The 16,810-nt window shown below is 55.0% G+C and carries 18 protein-coding genes; 8 read left to right on the plus strand and 10 right to left on the minus strand.

What is annotated here, in order from left to right:
• Position 1: 1 nt before the first annotated feature.
• Genes SFC07_RS09540 through prpD form a run of 3 tightly spaced genes read right to left on the minus strand, consistent with a single transcriptional unit; the run spans position 2 to position 3,594 of the window.
• A complete protein-coding gene (locus SFC07_RS09540; protein ID WP_411208017.1) occupies positions 2-1,135 on the minus strand; it encodes a bifunctional 2-methylcitrate synthase/citrate synthase in 1,134 nt (377 codons plus the stop codon).
• 36 nt (positions 1,136-1,171) lie between these two features.
• Positions 1,172-2,095, minus strand: a complete 924-nt coding sequence (gene prpB / locus SFC07_RS09545; protein WP_411208018.1) for a methylisocitrate lyase — start codon at positions 2,093-2,095, stop codon at positions 1,172-1,174.
• Complete coding sequence (prpD, locus tag SFC07_RS09550) at positions 2,095-3,594, minus strand: 2-methylcitrate dehydratase PrpD (RefSeq protein WP_411208019.1); 1,500 nt, start codon at positions 3,592-3,594, stop codon at positions 2,095-2,097. The genes prpB and prpD overlap by 1 nt, the downstream gene beginning before the upstream one ends.
• Positions 3,595-3,759: 165 nt before the next feature.
• On the opposite strand from prpD, the gene SFC07_RS09555 reads away from it, so the two are divergent.
• On the plus strand, positions 3,760-5,091 hold the full coding sequence (locus SFC07_RS09555) for a short-chain fatty acyl-CoA regulator family protein (RefSeq protein WP_411208021.1): 1,332 nt from the start codon (positions 3,760-3,762) through the stop codon (positions 5,089-5,091).
• On the opposite strand, the gene SFC07_RS09560 is transcribed toward SFC07_RS09555, so the two are convergent.
• From SFC07_RS09560 to SFC07_RS09575, 4 genes are all read right to left on the minus strand, one after another.
• Positions 5,088-5,357, minus strand: a complete 270-nt coding sequence (locus SFC07_RS09560; RefSeq protein ID WP_411208022.1) for a VOC family protein — start codon at positions 5,355-5,357, stop codon at positions 5,088-5,090. The genes SFC07_RS09555 and SFC07_RS09560 overlap by 4 nt on opposite strands.
• 3 nt (positions 5,358-5,360) lie before the next feature.
• Positions 5,361-5,483: a VOC family protein gene (locus tag SFC07_RS09565; RefSeq protein ID WP_411208023.1), complete on the minus strand. Its 123-nt coding sequence runs from the start codon at positions 5,481-5,483 to the stop codon at positions 5,361-5,363.
• A gap of 83 nt (positions 5,484-5,566) precedes the next feature.
• Positions 5,567-6,418, minus strand: coding sequence for an aldo/keto reductase (locus SFC07_RS09570; RefSeq protein ID WP_411208025.1), 852 nt, complete (start codon positions 6,416-6,418; stop codon positions 5,567-5,569).
• Between the two features lie 9 nt (positions 6,419-6,427).
• Positions 6,428-6,832 (minus strand): cupin domain-containing protein, encoded by a 405-nt coding sequence (locus tag SFC07_RS09575; protein ID WP_411208027.1) that lies wholly within the window; start codon positions 6,830-6,832, stop codon positions 6,428-6,430.
• Between the two features lie 142 nt (positions 6,833-6,974).
• On the opposite strand from SFC07_RS09575, the gene SFC07_RS09580 reads away from it, so the two are divergent.
• The 3 genes from SFC07_RS09580 to SFC07_RS09590 are packed head-to-tail and all read left to right on the plus strand — an operon-like array spanning position 6,975 to position 8,529.
• Positions 6,975-7,244, plus strand: coding sequence for a helix-turn-helix domain-containing protein (locus SFC07_RS09580; protein WP_411208028.1), 270 nt, complete (start codon positions 6,975-6,977; stop codon positions 7,242-7,244).
• A 60-nt stretch (positions 7,245-7,304) separates the two neighbouring features.
• Complete coding sequence (locus SFC07_RS09585) at positions 7,305-7,829, plus strand: hypothetical protein (protein WP_411208029.1); 525 nt, start codon at positions 7,305-7,307, stop codon at positions 7,827-7,829.
• A 55-nt stretch (positions 7,830-7,884) separates the two neighbouring features.
• On the plus strand, positions 7,885-8,529 hold the full coding sequence (locus SFC07_RS09590) for an NAD(P)-dependent oxidoreductase (protein WP_411208030.1): 645 nt from the start codon (positions 7,885-7,887) through the stop codon (positions 8,527-8,529).
• 17 nt (positions 8,530-8,546) lie between these two features.
• Here SFC07_RS09590 and SFC07_RS09595 read toward each other — a convergent pair whose 3' ends face one another.
• The gene (locus tag SFC07_RS09595; RefSeq protein WP_411208031.1) at positions 8,547-9,893 is read right to left on the minus strand and encodes a DUF4185 domain-containing protein; all 1,347 of its coding nucleotides are present in this window, start codon (positions 9,891-9,893) and stop codon (positions 8,547-8,549) included.
• A 94-nt stretch (positions 9,894-9,987) separates the two neighbouring features.
• Here SFC07_RS09595 and SFC07_RS09600 point away from each other — a divergent pair, with 94 nt between their 5' ends.
• Positions 9,988-11,106 carry a PQQ-dependent sugar dehydrogenase gene (locus SFC07_RS09600; RefSeq protein ID WP_411208032.1) on the plus strand — a complete coding sequence of 373 codons (1,119 nt, stop codon included), beginning with the start codon at positions 9,988-9,990 and terminating at the stop codon, positions 11,104-11,106.
• Here the strand turns inward: SFC07_RS09600 and SFC07_RS09605 are convergent.
• Together SFC07_RS09605 and SFC07_RS09610 are read right to left on the minus strand one after the other, a co-directional pair.
• Entirely contained in the window at positions 11,103-13,052 is a 1,950-nt protein-coding gene (locus tag SFC07_RS09605; RefSeq protein ID WP_411208033.1) for a hypothetical protein, read from the minus strand. The genes SFC07_RS09600 and SFC07_RS09605 overlap by 4 nt on opposite strands.
• Positions 13,053-13,075: 23 nt before the next feature.
• Positions 13,076-14,464 carry a magnesium chelatase gene (locus tag SFC07_RS09610; protein ID WP_411208034.1) on the minus strand — a complete coding sequence of 463 codons (1,389 nt, stop codon included), beginning with the start codon at positions 14,462-14,464 and terminating at the stop codon, positions 13,076-13,078.
• 83 nt (positions 14,465-14,547) lie between these two features.
• Between SFC07_RS09610 and SFC07_RS09615 the strand changes: the two genes are divergently transcribed.
• From SFC07_RS09615 to SFC07_RS09625, 3 genes are all read left to right on the plus strand, one after another.
• Positions 14,548-15,216 (plus strand): histidine phosphatase family protein, encoded by a 669-nt coding sequence (locus tag SFC07_RS09615; RefSeq protein WP_411208035.1) that lies wholly within the window; start codon positions 14,548-14,550, stop codon positions 15,214-15,216.
• A gap of 2 nt (positions 15,217-15,218) precedes the next feature.
• A complete protein-coding gene (locus tag SFC07_RS09620; RefSeq protein ID WP_411208036.1) occupies positions 15,219-15,947 on the plus strand; it encodes an SCO1664 family protein in 729 nt (242 codons plus the stop codon).
• Between the two features lie 75 nt (positions 15,948-16,022).
• Entirely contained in the window at positions 16,023-16,787 is a 765-nt protein-coding gene (locus tag SFC07_RS09625; protein WP_411208037.1) for an isocitrate lyase/phosphoenolpyruvate mutase family protein, read from the plus strand.
• Positions 16,788-16,810: the final 23 nt, after the last annotated feature.

The raw sequence follows: 16,810 nt of genomic DNA on the forward strand, positions 1-16,810 counted from the left end.
ACTAGTCGTTGATGGAACGCTGTGGCACGCCGTTGTAGGCAGACAGCGGACGGATCAGCGAGTTGTTCTTGTACTGCTCAATGATGTGCGCGGTCCAGCCGGTGACACGAGCCAACACAAAGAGTGGGGTGAAGAACTCAACATCAAAACCGAGCAGGTAATAAGCAGGTCCGGATGGGAAGTCCAGGTTGGGCTTGATGCCGGTGCGATCGTCCATGGTCTTGGCCATGATGTCGTACATCTCAACCCACTTTTCACCATCTTTGCGGCTCGCCAATTCCTTGAAGGCGGCTTCCATAGTGGGGACGCGGGAGTCGCCCTTCTTGTACACGCGGTGACCAAAGCCCATGATGAGGTCCTTGTTATCGAGTGCATTATTCACCCAATCGGCAGCCTTGGCAGGATCGCCGATTTCCAGCATGGTGTGCATCACGAACTCATTGGCGCCACCGTGCAGTGGTCCCTTAAGCGCGCCAATTGCTGCAGTAATTGCAGAATATGCATCGGAGCGAGTGGAGGTGACCACGCGGCTGGTGAAGGTGGAGGCGTTGAAGGAGTGCTCTGCATAAAGAATCAGGGACTGCTCAAAGGCCTTGATATCTTCCGGGTTGTTGGCAGGGGAGTCTGGCTCATCGCCGAAGACCATGTAGAGGAAGTTCTCTACAAAGCTGCGCTTATCGCAAGGCTCGATGAAAGGCAGGCCTTTGCGACGGCGAATGTCATAGGCCACGGCGGTGGGGAGCTGTGCCAAAAGGTGTAGACCAATGCGGCGGATGTGCTCTTCGGAGGTGGTGAAGAACTCTGGATCCTTGGTTCCCAGGTAGGAAACCACGGTGCGCAAGACATCCATCGGGTGGCAGGTGGTTGGCAGGACGTCGATGAGCTTGATCAGGTCAGGGTCTAGCTCACGCAGAGCCTTGCCTTCGATATTGCGCTGTTCGATCTGCTCTGGAGTTGGAAGTTCGCCCTCCCACAAAAGGTAAGCGACATCTTCAAAGGTGCAGTTTTTAGCAAGTTCCTGCACGGGGTAACCCCGGTAGGTCAGGGAGTTGGTTTCGGGGACAACCTTGGATACTGCGGTGTAATCGGCGACAACACCTGCTAGACCCTTGCGGACTTCATTTTCTTGGCTCATGAGATTTCACTCCTTTTGTGGTGTGGGTCGGTCAAACTAGAACTTTGGTGAGTAGGCGTCTTTGGAGTAGGTAAATACCTGCTGGTCAAAGGCGTTGTACTCTTCGTAGCGCAGCAATTCATATAGGCGTGCGCGGTGCTGCATGCGGTCAATCCATCCGGTTTGGGTGCCGGTTTCTGCAATGTCTTTGAGGGCTTCCTCAACCTGGCCCATAGCAATGCGCAGGGTGGTTACTGGGTAAATAACTGCGTTATAGCCCAGGTCATTGAGGGTTTGGGCTGACAATAGTTCGGTTTTGCCAAACTCGGTCATATTGGCCAAAAGTGGGGTGTCCACGGCGGCGCGGAATTTTTCAAAGTCTGCTGGGGTGTGCAGTGCTTCGGTAAAGATGAGGTCTGCGCCGGCGTCGGCATAGGCCTTGGCGCGTTCGATAGCAGCGTCAATTCCTTCAACACCTGCGGCATCGGTGCGAGCGCAGATAACAAAGGCATCGTCGCGGCGTTCATTTACTGCTGCGGTAATGCGGCGCACCATAAGATCGGTGGGCACAACTTCCTTGCCATCGAGGTGGCCACAGCGCTTGGGGTTAACTTGGTCTTCCAAGTGGAAACCGGCGATGCCAGCGTCTTCAAACTCGCTGATGGAACGAGCAGCCGACATTGGTTCACCAAAGCCGGTGTCTGCGTCGACAAGCACTGGCAAGTCAGTGGAGCGCGCAATTTGGCGCGCACGGCCGGCCACCTCGGTGAGGGTGGTAAGGCCGATGTCTGGGAGGGCGAGGTCAGCGGCAACCACGGCGCCGGAGACATAAACGCCATCAAAGTTAGCCTCTTGAATTGCACGTGCTACCAGCGGGGAGAATGCACCTGGCAGGCGTTGGATAGTGCCTGAGTTAAGTCCTTCGCGCAGTTGTACGCGCTTTTCATGTGGGGTGCGGTTGCTGGAATATAGTCCACTCATTAGAGCAGTCCCTTCGGGGTTTCAGGTGCCTGGGCAAGAACTTCTGGAGCCAGCTCAATGTTGAGCTCGCGCAGGTCAGCCAGGTTTGGCAAAGACTGGACAGCGGTGAGGAAGCGCTCTTGTTCGGCTTCGGAGACCACACCAGCTGCCAGGGTCTTGAACTTGTTGATATACTGTTCGCGCGCAAATGGGCGGGCGCCATATGGGTGGGCGTCAGCCACAGCGATCTCATCTTCCATGACGGTGCCGTCCTTGAAAGTGATAACTGCGCGGGCACCGAAGGCCTTTTCCTTAGGATCGGTGGAGTGGTAACGCCTGGTCCACTCTGGGTCCTCAACGGTGGAAATCTTGTGCCAGAGCTCGATGGTCTCTGGGCGGTGTGCGCGCTCAGAGGAGTAGGAGGTCTCGTGGTGCCATGCCTGATCCTCAAGTGCTACTGCGAAGATGTACATGATGGAGTGATCAAGGGTTTCGCGGGATGCGTCCGGATCAAATTTCTGTGGGTCATTAGAGCCGGTGCCGATGACATAGTGGGTGTGGTGGCTGGTGTGCAGCACAATGGATTCGATCTGAGTGGTGTCCTCGATCTGTGCGCCCATGCGGCGAGCCAAGTCAATTGGGGCCTGGGACTGGTATTCCGCGGAGTGCTCCTTGGTGAAGGTATCCAAGATAGCGCGCTTTTCCTCACCTGCTGCTGGCAGTGGAATGGTGTACTCATGATCTGGTCCGGAGAGCAGCCAGGCAATAACGCCGTCTTCGCCTTCCCAAATTGGTGATGGCGCACCCTCACCGCGCATGGCACGGTCAACTGCTTCAATAGCCATCTTGCCGGCGAATGCTGGAGCAAAAGCCTTCCAGGAGGAAATCTCGCCCTTGCGGGACTGGCGAGTGGCGGTGGTGGTGTGCAGCGCCTGGCCAATTGCCTGGTAGATGGTGTCTACATCAAGGTGCAGGAGGGTGCCGATGCCGGCTGCCACGGATGGTCCAAGGTGTGCCACGTGGTCAATCTTGTGCTCGTGCAGGCACATGCCGCGGACCAGGTCAACCTGGATTTCATAGCCGGTTGCAAGCGCGCGGATGAGGTCATCGCCGGTGGCGCCAACCTGCTGTGCAGCAGCAACGATTGGAGGAATGTTGTCGCCTGGGTGGGAGTACTCAGCTGCCAAGAAGGTGTCGTGGAAGTCGAGTTCGCGTACTGCAACGCCGTTGGCCAGGGCTGCCCATTCCGCGGAGTAGCTGCCGGGGATACCAAATACCGCAGCGCCGGAGGCGGAAACAGGGTGGGATTCTGCTTGTCGACGAGCCACTGTGACAGGGCGTCGCAAGACCGAAGCGGCAGATACCGCTGCGTTGTCAATAATGCGGTTGATGATCATCTCACGGGTGTCTTCAGGAACCTCAACTGGGTCCGCTGCAACTTGTGCGATCTTGTAAGCGAGGTGCTCGGACTTGGGGAAGTCCTCAGCAGAGCGGTGGGTTCGCACAGTGTGATTAATCATGTGTCTCTCCTTGAAAAGGTGGCTTGATGTTGTGCTCCATACTATGACCAACTTTTGTGTTGGCGATCACAGTAAAAAGTGTGTAATCTAGCGTCATTAGATTGATTAACTTGCAAACTTTGTGGAACCTGCAGCTAAACAAGGCGAAAGAGGTTAAAGCGCACCATGGCAAAGCTTTTCGCGGGGGCAAGAATTCGCACCCTGCGGCGGACCGCACAGCTCACCCAAGTGGAAATGGCCCGCCAATTGAGCCTGTCCAGCAGCTATCTCAACCAGCTAGAAAATGATCAACGGCCCCTCACCGCGACCGTTTTGATGACGCTGACTTCCAAATTTGATGTGGAGGCATCCTACTTTTCCCCCGATTCCGATGCCCACAGCATTGCGGATTTACAAGGAGTGTTCCCACACGTTCCAGCCGAGCAGCTCAGCGATATTTGCGCCCGTTACCCAGACCTGGTGGCTGAGATTATCGAACGCACCCGTGGCGGAGAAGATAATGAACAAGGTCCCTATGAGGCCGTTCGCGATTTCTTCTACGACGCCCACAACTACATCGATGAACTCGACCGCATGGGGGAGCAGCTGGCCCGCAAACTGGGTGAACCCCAATTCCGGCTAGCGCGCATGGCCCAGATCCTGGGCAGCGATGCCAATGTCACCGTGCGTTTCCGCTGGCATAACACCGGCCCCCGGCGCATTTTTAACCCCCAAACCCGCGAGCTGCATTTGCTTACTGGCTTAAGTGATACCCAAAGTCTCTTTGAAATCGCCCTGCAATATTCACTACTTATGCACAATGACGTGCTGGAAAGAATTGCTGAAACGCTGCCAGATGAAGCCTCGCGCACCGTTGGCAGGCTGGGGCTGGCGCAGTATTTTGCCGCCGCCACAGTCTTGCCCTATGGCCAATTCTTGGAGATCGCCGAGGACTACCACTATGACATTGACCGCATTGCCGCCCACTTTGGCAGCGGCATTGAAATGACCTGCCATCGGCTATCCACCTTGCAGAGACCCGGCGCGCGGGGCATCCCCTTCTTTTTTATCCGCACTGATCGCGCCGGGAATATCTCTAAAAGGCAGTCATCTACCAGCTTTCACTTTGCTCGCTCAGGAGGATCTTGTCCGCTGTGGGTAATTCACCGAGCCTTTGAAACCCCAGGCAGATTCACCAGGCAGGTAGCCACCATGCCTGATGGTCGCAGCTATTTGTGGATTGCCCGAACTGTGCACGGCGCCCAGCTGGGTTTTGGCATTCCGCGCAAAGAGTTTGTGGTGGGTTTGGGCTGTGACCTTGATCAGGCTCATCGCTTGATTTATAGCAATGGCTTGGACCTGAGCCCTGAATCAGCAACGCCCATTGGGCCGGGCTGTACCCAATGTTCGCGCTCTAACTGCCCGCAGCGAGCGTTTCCGCAAGCTCGGCAGCCAATTTCTTTGGACCTTAATATCACCTCTGAGGAGCGTTATCGTACCGCTCAGCCGGGTGATTAAGCAGCATTCGGGTCTGGCTGGTGGATGCCAAAAACATTGCCATCGGTATCCAGGAAGTAGCCTTGCCATGCCATGCCTGGCAGGGCATATTTTTCAAGGGCAATGGTGCCACCGGCAGCGATGATGAGCTCGGCAGTGGCATCAAAATCAGCAACGCCCATGGTCAAAACTGCGCCTTGAACTGGGGCGCCGGCGCCGCCAGCTTCGCCTCGGCGCTGCATAATGGCACCATTTATCCCCATTTCAGGGTCTTCGCCGGTGATCACGCCCTAATAGGGCATTCCTTCTAAGCCGGAATAGTCTTCAAATTTCCAACCGAAGGCAGCTTCATAAAAGGCCTTGGCTTTTTCTACGTCAACAGCATGAATTTCAAAGTGAACCGGACGGGACACCTTTCCTCACAATCACAAAATGGGATACTTCGGGATGTGCTCCCAAGTATCCCATCATGTGTGCTGTTTGGCGGGGTGAAAAACTATTTGTTGTACACCGGGAAGACGGAGAATTCGCCATAATCGCGGTCCTCTAGGTTCTTCAAGGTCTCCATATCTGCAGCGGAGATCTCAAAATCCAGCTGCGCATTCTCGCGCATATGGTCTGGGTTTGCAGTCTTTGGCAAAGACACCGTTCCGAGCTGGATAGTGTAGCGAATACATAGTTGTGGCACGCTTACCTGGTATTTTTCAGCCAGAGTGATCACGGCTGGGTTATCCAAAATCGCGCCGTGGGCAATGGGGGAGTATGCCTGCACCACGATGTCGTGATTTTGGCAAAAATCAATGAGGGCACTTGGGGTGTTTCCGGCATGGACCAGGATTTGGTTGACATGAGGGGTAACAGAAGCATTTTCCAGGAGGTTATTAATATCTGCTTCTTGGAAATTGGAAACGCCGATGGCACGTGCCTTGCCTGCTTCATAAGCATCTTCCAATGCACGCCATGCAGCTAGGTTGCCGTCTTTGTAGTCGCCGCCGCGGAAATCTGCCCAAGGTTGTGGACTGTGGATCAGGAAGAGATCGACATACTCCACCCCCAATTTGCCCAAGGATTCATCGATGGCAGCGGTAGCAGCGTCATAATCTTTAATTTCGGCGGCCAGCTTGGTGGAGAGGAAAATTGCCTCGCGGTTAATTCCGCTACTGCGCAGACCTTCGCCCACACCGCGTTCATTGCCATAAGCTTGTGCTGTATCGATATTGCGGTATCCCAGGTGGATAGCAGATTCTACTGCTGCCGCTGCTTTATCATCATCGATAAACCAAGTTCCAAGTCCCAATTTGAGAATATCAACACCATTGCTGAGGGAATAGGTTTCTTCAAAAATCATTTTTCCGCCTTAAAGGTTGTTGTAGTGTTCATCGTCAACAGGTTCCAGCCATTCATTGCTGTTCTCGGTGCCGGGAACTTCTAAAGCCACATGGCTAAACCAAGAATTGGCAGCAGCGCCATGCCAGTGCTTCACACCGGCTGGGATATTAACCACGCTACCTGGAGTCAGCTTGATGGCGGCTTCGCCTTCGGCCTGGTACCAGCCTTCGCCGTCGGTGCAGAGCAAAATTTGACCACCACCGGTTGCTGCATGGTGAATATGCCAATTGTTGCGGCAGCCTGGCTCGAAGGTGACATTGGCGATAAAGACACCGGTTGTGGAGAGCACATTGAGGTAGCTTTGCCCAATGAAATATTGTGCATAGGCGTCATTGCTGTCACCGAGGGAAAAGAGCGGATTATTTTCTGCCATGGGATTGTCCTTAAAAATTAGGCCATATTAGTGAGGGGATTTCCCTATTCTCTGCCTCTTTGAGAGGGGTAAAAAGGGAGAATTTTATCCTGGGAGAGTTTTCTCAGCCTCAGGATTGCGCTGTAGCAGGGATACTTGGGTTATGAGCGCAGATATCAAAATGAATGAACTTGGAAGCTTTCTCAAGGCTTGTCGCAGCCAGCTTAGTCCTCAAGAGGTGGGACTGCCGGAGGGCAGTGGCACGCGCCGGGTACCCGGGCTGCGACGTGAGGAGGTAGCCACGTTGGCGTCGATAAGCACTGATTATTACACCCGCATTGAGCAGGGCAGATTAAGGGCGTCAGCGCCGGTGCTTGGCACTATTGCTGAGGTGCTGCGCTTCAATGAGGATCAGCGCACCTATCTTTTTTGACTGGCGGGAAAGCCCGCAGCTCGCGCCCCGCGGAACAAAACTCAAAAGGTACGTCCGCAGTTGTTGCGTCTGCTGGCGGATTTGCACACTATTCCGGCAATTGTCATGGGTAGACGCATGGATATTTTGGCGTGGAATGACATGGCTGCGGCCATGATGTTTGATTTTGGGAAGATCCCGCCTGCTCAACGCAATTATGTGCGGTTGCTTTTTAGCGATCAGCGCATGCGCGATTTATATGAAGACTGGGAGGCGGTGGCTCAAACAGCGGTAGCGCAATTGCGCATGGAAGCTGCCAAGAACCCTGATGATCCGCGCATGGTGCAGATTGTGGGGGAGTTAAGCATGCAGGACTCGCAATTTAGTACCTGGTGGGCAGCGCGCGGGGTGGCAACCCTGTCAACCGGACGCAAAACGCTGTTTCACCCCAAGGTGGGCAAACTCATACTTGACTGGGACACCCTGGTTGAAGCCGATGACGCCGAGCAGCAACTGGTGATCTGGACCGGTGAGCCTGGCAGCGACACCCTCGCCGCTTTAAAGCGCTTGTCGACGCCACCCTCATCGTTGATGGAAAGGGAATAGAGTGGCGGGCGTTGGCGTTAAAGAAAATAATTGACACTTCAAGTAATTGGTAGAAATGATGAAAATCGGAATTATTGGCGCAACTGGCAGGTCCGGACAAGCAATCGTCGCTGAGGCCACCAAGCGCGGACATGACGTTGTTGCACTCGTGCGCAATGCGGCAAAGGCCCGCGAGCTGCTCGGAGCAGACATCACCGTGATTGAAAAGGATGCCCTGGAAATCGGCGCGGAAGAACTTGCTGGTCTTGACGCTGTGGTTAACGCTTTCTCCAGCAGCCCCGATAGTGCTGAGCAGCACATTGAGCTGTCCCAGAACCTGGTTGCCGCAGCAGGCGCAGATACCCGCTTGGTCTTCATCTTGGGTGCAGGTTCTTTGACCAATCCTGAGACTGGCCGTCCTTTTGTGGAGGTTCTGCGCGGACTTCCTGATGCTGCAGCCTGGATCAACATCCCAGAACAGCAGTTCAAGCAGCTGGAGTACCTGCGTACCGTTGAAGATGTACAGTGGGTTGGTATCTCCCCACAGGCGCAGTACCCAGCAGAGGGGCCAGCAACCACTCCAAAGCTAGGCACCGATTCCTTGCTGCGGGCTGCAGATGGTCAGTCTCACACCACCGCTGGCACCATGGCTATCGCCATTGTGGATGAGGTGGAAAACCCACAGCACCGCAACACGCGCTTTACCGTTTCTGACGCCTAAAGCGATTTAGGGGGAGGCTATTCCTCCAAAGGCACGATATAGAGTTCCGTCATATTTTCCATGAGGTTCTCGGTTGCCAATTCTTGCGCGGTAGTTGGGTCCACAGTGTTGGTTTCAACGGTGATGACACTTTGATCACCGCTGCGATCAACCTGTGGGGCCAGACTGCGCGCAGTAGGTGCAGGGGTGTTAAGACCAAAGAAGGTATCAAGGCCCTTGACATTAAATTGGGTGGACATATAACGACTATTGTCGCTGGTATTCCATTGGGAAACTACAAGATCCATGTTGTCGATGGTGGACCCGGGAACAATATAGCCACCATAAAGCTGGGTGAAGTTGCTTGCGCTCTGGTCCTCGGCCCAACCGCCATAGCCGGACACAATTACCTGAGCTGGGGTAATAGCATTCCAATCGGTGGCGATCTCCTTGGAGATACGCACCTCAATAGCCATAGTTTCGACATTGAACATAGCCAGTACCCAATGGTCATCAATATAGCGCAGTGACATTTCGCCGGCTTTGACCTCATTTGATAACACCGGAGTAAGGGCAGAGCCCCAACCGCCGGAACCATCAGAATAGATTGAGTAGTGCTCCCAGGCATTGCGGTTGCCAAAATCAGTTGGCTTAAAGCGGGTGAGGTAAACGTCATCGGCACGTTTAAATTCTGATGACATCATGTAGATATAGCCGTCTGGCCCCTGCTCCCAGGTCAACAAATTGGCATAGCCATCAAGGTAGCTGGCAGGTGTGGTGGATACTGACCTCCAGCTTTTACCTTGGTCGGTGGACTTCCAAATTTGGGTATAAAGCACATTGCCCACACCCTCATTCCACATGGCTTGCATATATAAGGTGCCATCAACGTTGATCACATCAGAGGGCAGGAGAGTGAGCCCGCGATCATTGTGCGAGTAGTTAATAAGCTGCTCCACGCTTTCATCATTATTTAGCACACGTTTAATGATGATCTTTCCGTCTTTATCCAGCTCAGCCACTACGCCTACGGGGCTCATCCATTCGCCCTGGCCAAAATTGGCACCGCTAAAAGAATCACCAAAAATAATGGCAAATTCTTTTCCGGTACCAATGGAGGTCATAATTCCGAGGTCACCGGTGAGCACTCCCACTTGATCTGAGATGCCTTCGCCCAGGATATCGCCAATGAGGTTGACCACCAGTCCATCAGAGATCTCCGTTGCCCAAGGAGTTCCTGGAGCTGGCGCTGCTTGCTGTCCACTTGAGCCAGAGCCGGAGGAAGAGCCAGAGCTAAAAGCAGACAAAGTTGTAGCTTGTGCCTGTGGGGAGAGGAGCAGTCCCAGGGATAGCGCACTCAGAAGAGCAATGGAGGTCTTTTTCATAATGTGTCTTTTCCGTGGGAGTACTTATTAGCGATTCAAAACTTTAACAGCAAGCGCCTATTTTTGCGGCAAAAACATCTATAGGGTGAAAGGTATGCGACGACACCTTAGCGTCTTTATAGCCCTAGCCACCATCGTTTCCTCATCTGTGGCCTGTTCTTCAGCGCCAACCCAAGCCATTATGAGTTCAACTAGCTCGAGCTCAGCTGCGCCAACGTCCGAGTTCACCCGTATCCACCACGCCACCATCAACAATGGTTGGGCCATGTCTTTTCTGCCGGGTACTGACTTCCTTGCGATCACCCAAAGAACCGGTGGTCTGCAATTACTTAACCGCACTACTGGAGAATTACGTGCTATAAGTGGCACCCCGGAGGTCTATTCTCAAGGCCAAGCCGGAATGCACGATATTATTCCCGGTCCCACTTTTGAATCTGATGGCACGGTGTACCTCAGCTGGGTGCGTGCACATGCCCAAGGCGCCCAAGGTGTGGTTGGTCGCGCCCAGCTAGATACCGCAACCGGCGCCCTCAACAATCTAGAAATCATTTGGGGACAGGACCCCGCTGCCGGTAGTGGCCATTTTTCCCTGCGTTTGCTCATCGCTCAGAATTATCTTTTTGTCACCAGTGGGGATCGCCAATTGGGAGCACCCGCCCAAGACATCAATTCCAATCTCGGTGGCGTTTTGCGCCTTAGTTTGGACGGCCAAGCAGCACCTGGTAACCCTTGGAATAATGAGCGCTGGACCATGGGAAATCGAAATATCTTAGGCATCGCAGCCGCTGAAAATGGCGATATTTGGATTTCTGAGATGGGACCCCAAGGCGGCGATGAGCTCAACAAGATTGTCGGCGGTGATAATTATGGCTGGCCTAAGACCTCCATGGGCAGCAATTATGATGGCTCCGACATCCCCGATCATCGCAGCGACGACGGCTTCCATGCCCCGGCCACCTATTGGGTGCCCTCCATTTCCCCGGGCAACCTGCTCATTTACACCGGTGCGCTTTTCGACGCCTTCAGCCACTCAGCACTCATCGGTGGACTGAGTGGGCAACGCCTGGTGCAGGTCACCCTAGAGGAACCAGCCACTGAATTAAACCAGTGGCCAATGAATGCCCGCATCCGCGCCCTGGCCCAAGCTCCCGATGGAGCCCTGTGGGTTTTGGAGGATGGAGAATCTGGAAACCTCTGGGAGCTGCGACCTTAATCCCGATAGCGCAAATATTCACCAACCACAGCGGAACCCAGACCATCAATATCGGGAGCACTCACCTTGCCACCTACGCGATTGGAGAGTTGGTTAAGGAAGTGCTCCAAGCCTTGGTCATAACCCAACCTAAAGAAGGTGCTTTGAGCTCCACGCTTGGCGATCTTATCCAATTGCAGCACCGTCTTGGATAAGGTCTCCGGGGTAGTGGGCCAATTAAACCAGGCCTCACCAGTGGGCTCGAGATGAGCTGTAGGCTCACCATCGGTAACGATCAACAAGGTTGGCTGCATAGAGGAGTTACGTGCAAAAAAGCGCTCTGCCAGCAACAAAGCGTGGTGCAAGTTGGTGCCTTGTTCATGAACTGGTGGCAGCCCGGTGAGCTCCTCAATATCCATCGACTGGGCATAACGTCCAAAGCTAATCAGCGCTAATTCATCGCCACGGAAACGGGTGGAAATTAGGTGATGCAAGGCCAGCGCCGTTTGTTTCATCGGCACCCAGCGACCTTCGGCAGCCATGGAATAACTGGTATCCACCAACAAAGCCACAGCATGTTGGGGGCGCACCTCAGTTTCCACCACTTCAATATCAGCGGGCGTGATCTTCAGGGGATCATGAGATCCGGCGGTTCGCTGCAGAGCATTATTAATTGTGCGGGTGACATCCCAGGGCTGGGTATCGCCAAACTCATAGGCCCGTGAAGCACCAGTCTGTTCACCACCGGCACCAGAAAAGCGGGAATCCCGCGCACCGCTGCGGGAGGAGAGGTGGGAGGTGGCGTCGTCAAGCAAGGTTTTTCCCAGTCGCCGCATAGCCTGGGGGCTGAGTTTAAGTGAGCCGTCTGGTTGGCGGCGCAGCAGTCCGCTCTCGCGCATGGCGCGGTCGAGTTTGGCCAGCATCTCCGCGGAAATGGCGGCATCATCGCCTAGTTGACGGCGCAGCGCATCTAAAGCCAGGTCAGTGTGTTCGCGATTAAGCTGCTCAGTGAGGTTATCGAGCTCCGCGAGGTCCTGCATGACGCCGGTGCCATCGCCTAGGCCCATGCCCTCATCGCCGGAGAATTCTTCCGAACTAGACCAATCCAGCTCCGGGCGCAGGCCCTGGAGGTTTCCCGCGAGATCGTCTAAGAGTTCCTGCAGCTCGGCCGAGCCAAAGGCCTGGGCGGAAAGTTCCATGAGTTCTTGGCGCTGCTCGGCGGACATGGAATTAAACATGCGCTGGGCAGCTGCAGAACGCGCCGCCAAAATATCGATGAGTTCTTTGATATCGCGGGGATTTTCGGGGAAATTTTGGCCATGGCGGGCCATAAATTCCGCAAAATCAGCAGGTGTATCCGTGCCAGCGCGGTGCTTTGCTAAAAGTGCGTTGAGATCTTTGAGCATCTGCGCGATGGCGGCTTTGTCCTCAGGGGTTGCGCCCTCAAGAGCCTGCTTCATGCCGGCAAATTGTTGATCCAACATTTCGCGGCCCAGCAGATCTTTAATGTCCTCGAAGTGCTGGCGGGCTTCGGTGGATTGCCAATCATAGGTATTTAACTCCGCAACGGCAGCTGCGGTGGACTCTGGAAGATTCTCCAAAGTCATTTCCCTGAAGGCGCGATCGGTATCATCCAAATCAATATCGCGCGCAAGCTGAGCTCTTTCAGCCCGCAGGGCGGCGTCGAGAAGCTTTTTTGCCTGCTGGAGGGTGCCACCGAGGTTGTTTTTAGCCAGCAACTCGCGGCGGCGTTCCATCGCGCGGCGCACCAGATCGTCAAAGCCGTCTTGGCCACGGGCACCGCGCCTTAAATATTCTCGAAGTGCCTGCTCAGGAGAGTATCCAGCCATGATGTCCTGGGCGATTTCATCTAGTGCCTGGCGCAGATCGGCAGGCGGGGCCAGGGGATCTGGTCCGCCGGAATAGCGCCCATAGCGGCTAAAACGTGGTCCCATAGGTGATGGCATGGCTGGCTCCTTAAAACTGGGTGTTAACCGTAGATTGTTTCGCCCTCGCCGGAATCCTTGGCGATCTTTCGCGACAAAAAGAGGGCTTCCAAGGCGAGCTCAATGGCATTAGCGCGCTGACCGGGAGTTTCAGCATCAAAGGCGTTCGCGATTTCTTCATAAAGATCAGTTTCACCAAGCTCGGGCAGGCTTTCTAAAAATTCTTCAGCAGAAACCTGAGCGCCGGTGGAGACCGTAATGCTGCCGTCAAGGGTGGCGATGAGCGCAGTGAGATCAAGCGGACGCAACCGCGAGCGTAGAGTTTCAGCCGTGGCGGTGCGCAGAATATAGTCCAGGATTTCCCATTCGCGGCCTTCTTCACCGGCCTCAAATTCCACCTTGCCGCCAAGTACCTCGACTGCGGCGTCAACGTCGACCAAGCGCGCAACGGCCTGTTCCTCACCACGGATGGTGGCGCGGTGGAGGGCTGCGGCGGCGATGGTTTCTGCACCGGCAATAGCAAAACGTGCGGATACACCGGCGCGTTGATTAACGGCAGAAGATTCACGCAGGGCACGTGTATAGCGCGCGAGGATTTCTAGCAATACCTCCGGAACCTCGGCAACAAGGTGTGCTTCCTGCTTGATTACGGCAATTTCATCGCGGAGTTCGATGGGGTAGTGGGTGCGAATTTCCGCGCCAAAACGGTCTTTGAGCGGGGTGATAATGCGGCCACGGTTGGTGTAATCCTCCGGGTTTGCCGAGGCCACCACCAGGAGATCGAGGGGCAGGCGGAACATATAGCCACGGATTTGCACGTCGCGTTCTTCCATCACGTTGAGCATGGCTACCTGAATGCGTTCTGCCAGGTCAGGCAGCTCATTAATGGCGACGATGCCGCGATTAGAACGCGGGATAAGGCCAAAGTGGATGGTTTCTGGATCGCCTAGACGACGGCCCTCGGCCACGCGCATGGGGTCAACGTCACCGATGAGGTCTGCCACGGACGTATCCGGAGTGGCGAGCTTTTCTGCATAACGGTCATCGCGGTGAATCCAGGTAATGGGCAGGCTGTCGCCTTCGGAAGCTATGCGGGCGCGAGTGGCATCCGTAATCGGTGCGAGGGGATCTTCGCGCAGCTCAGAATCTGCAACTGCGGGAATCCATTCATCTAAGAGCCCAGTTAGGGAGCGCAGGAGGCGAGTTTTGCCCTGGCCACGTTCACCCAAGAGCACAATGTCATGGCCAGCGATGAGCGCGCGCTCAACCTGGGGGATAACAGTGTGCTGCAATCCATGTAACCCAGGCCAAGGGTCTTCACCTTTTTGCAGCTTGGCCAGCAGATTATCGCGGATTTCTTGGCGCAGCGGGCGGTGGACATAGCCGGCGGCCTGCAGCTCACCGAGCGTGGATACATTTGGTGGGAGACTCACCTCACTCAGGCTAGTCCTTTTTTTATTTGGCAGGTTGTGGCTTGCGTCTAGGCTCCCTGAATTCTCGGTGTAGGCTGCGTGGCATGGAACACACACCCTCCACCCTGGTTTTGCTTATTCGCCATGGTCAAACTCCTACCACCGGCCAAATTTTGCCCGGGCGTACCCCGGGATTGTATTTGGCAGAACGCGGCCACACCCAGGCCAAGGAGGTTGCGCAGCGTTTAGAGGGGTTAGAAATTGCAGCGCTTTATTCTTCTCCCATGGAGCGTGCCCAGGAAACCGCGGCTCCTACCGCCGCACTTCTAGGCCTGGAGGTGGGCTCGGAGGAAGGCCTAATCGAATGCGATTTTGGGGAGTGGACCGGGCGGCGCTTAAGTGAATTAAATAAGCTGCTCGAGTGGAAAGAAGTCCAGCATTCGCCTTCTACCTTCCGCTTTCCCGGCGGCGAGAGTTTTGTGGAGATGCAAGACCGCATCGTTGCTGCGGTTTCTAGCCTGGCAGAGAAACATCCCGGCGAGGTGATTGCCGCCTTTAGCCATGCCGATACCATAAAAGCTGCTGTTGCTCATTTTGTGGGTACTCCGCTGGATTCCTTCCAAAAAATTCACATTGATACCGCCGCAATTTCGGTGGTGGAATTTAAGGGGTTTAATGGAGAAAATCCACCGCGGATGCTGCTGACCAATTCCCGCACCGGCAGCCTGGACTACCTGCGGGAGAATATGCGGGAACAGCAGAAAGAACAATAGCCATGATCACGCCACCTTTTGCCCGCGAGCTTGAATTGCTCTCCACCGCTGAGCTGGGTGTGGTGCAACAACTGGTGGAATCAAGCAATGTGGGTTTTGTGGTGGACCTGGAACTTCCCGCAACGCCAGACACCGCAACACCCGAGTACGCCTGGGCGGTCTATAAACCCGAGCTGGGGGAGCAGCCACTTTGGGATTTCCCGCTGGGGCTTTATCGACGCGAAAGGGCAGCCTTTGTGCTCAGCGAGCACCTGGGTTGGCACCTAGTGCCACCCACTGTGATCAGGCACGATGGCCCTGCCGGGGTGGGATCAGTGCAGTGGTTTATTCACAACAACGGCGAACACTATTTCCCGCTCTATGAGACCCGCCCGGATTTACATGAGCAATTTTTCACCATGGCGGTTTTTGATTTGCTCTGTAATAACACTGACCGTAAATCCGGCCATGTGATGCTCGAAGGCGATCATATCTGGGGCATTGACCACGGCCTCTGCTTTTCCGCTGAGCCCAAACTCCGCACCGTAATCTGGGATTTTGCCGGGGTTGACATCCCAGACCACCTCGTGGAAGCCGTAGAACCCTTACTTGATGAAGTCCCACCAGAACTCTTGGAGCTCTTGCACCCGGTTGAAATTGAGGCCCTGCAGCGCCGCGCATCGCGGATTGTACGACTGCCATATTTGCCCCATCCACGTTCCCATCGACAATTCCCCTGGCCATTGGTCTAATCTGCCAGCGTGCCCTTTTAGGTCTAGGCTGGCGCAGACAAACAGCTACCTCACGCCTTTTAAGGAGCAGAAAAATTGTCTGATATTAAAGCACTCGCAACCCAATTTGCAGCTGACCACGCCTCCGGAAAACTCCTGGTTCTTCCCACAGCCTGGGATACCTGGAGCGCTGCCGATGGCGCTGCACTGGGCTTTCCTGGATTAACCATTGGTAGCCACCCTGTTGCCGATGCCAATGGCAGCTCCGATGGCGAGCACATGGACTTCGCCGATTACCTCACAGTAATTAAGAAAATTACTTCTTCCGTGGACCTGCCCGTGAGCGCTGACGTGGAATCCGGTTATGGACTCGACCCTGCCGAGCTTATTAACCGCCTCTTGGAAGCTGGAGCCGTCGGCGCCAATATTGAAGATGTTGTCCACAAAGAAGGTGACCGTGTCCGCGAGGCCCAAGAGCATGCCGACTATATCGCCGCAGCTCGTGCCGCTGCTGATGCTGCCGGTGTGGACTTTGTGATCAATGGTCGTACCGATGCCGTGCGCCTGGGCACCGACGTCTTCGCCGATCCAGAGGCCGAAGCCATCAAGCGCATCAAGCTCATGGAGGAAGCAGGCGCTCGTTCCGTTTATCCCGTTGCACTCAAGACCGCTGAGCAGGTCGCACGCATGGTTGAAGCAGTATCCATCCCGGTCAACGTCACCGCGCACCCCGTCAATGGCCATGGCGCCGGCGATCTCGCAGCCCTTAAGGTCCTCGGCGTGCGCCGCGTGAGCTTTGGCCCCACCTGGCAAAAGTGGCTGGGTGCCACTTCCGCTGAGCAGCTCAAGCACTGGGTCTAAAACCGCGCTTTTCGACGACCAGC

The sequence above is a fragment of the Corynebacterium callunae genome, from assembly GCF_046592015.1.
In the GTDB taxonomy this organism is placed as follows: domain Bacteria; phylum Actinomycetota; class Actinomycetes; order Mycobacteriales; family Mycobacteriaceae; genus Corynebacterium; species Corynebacterium callunae_A.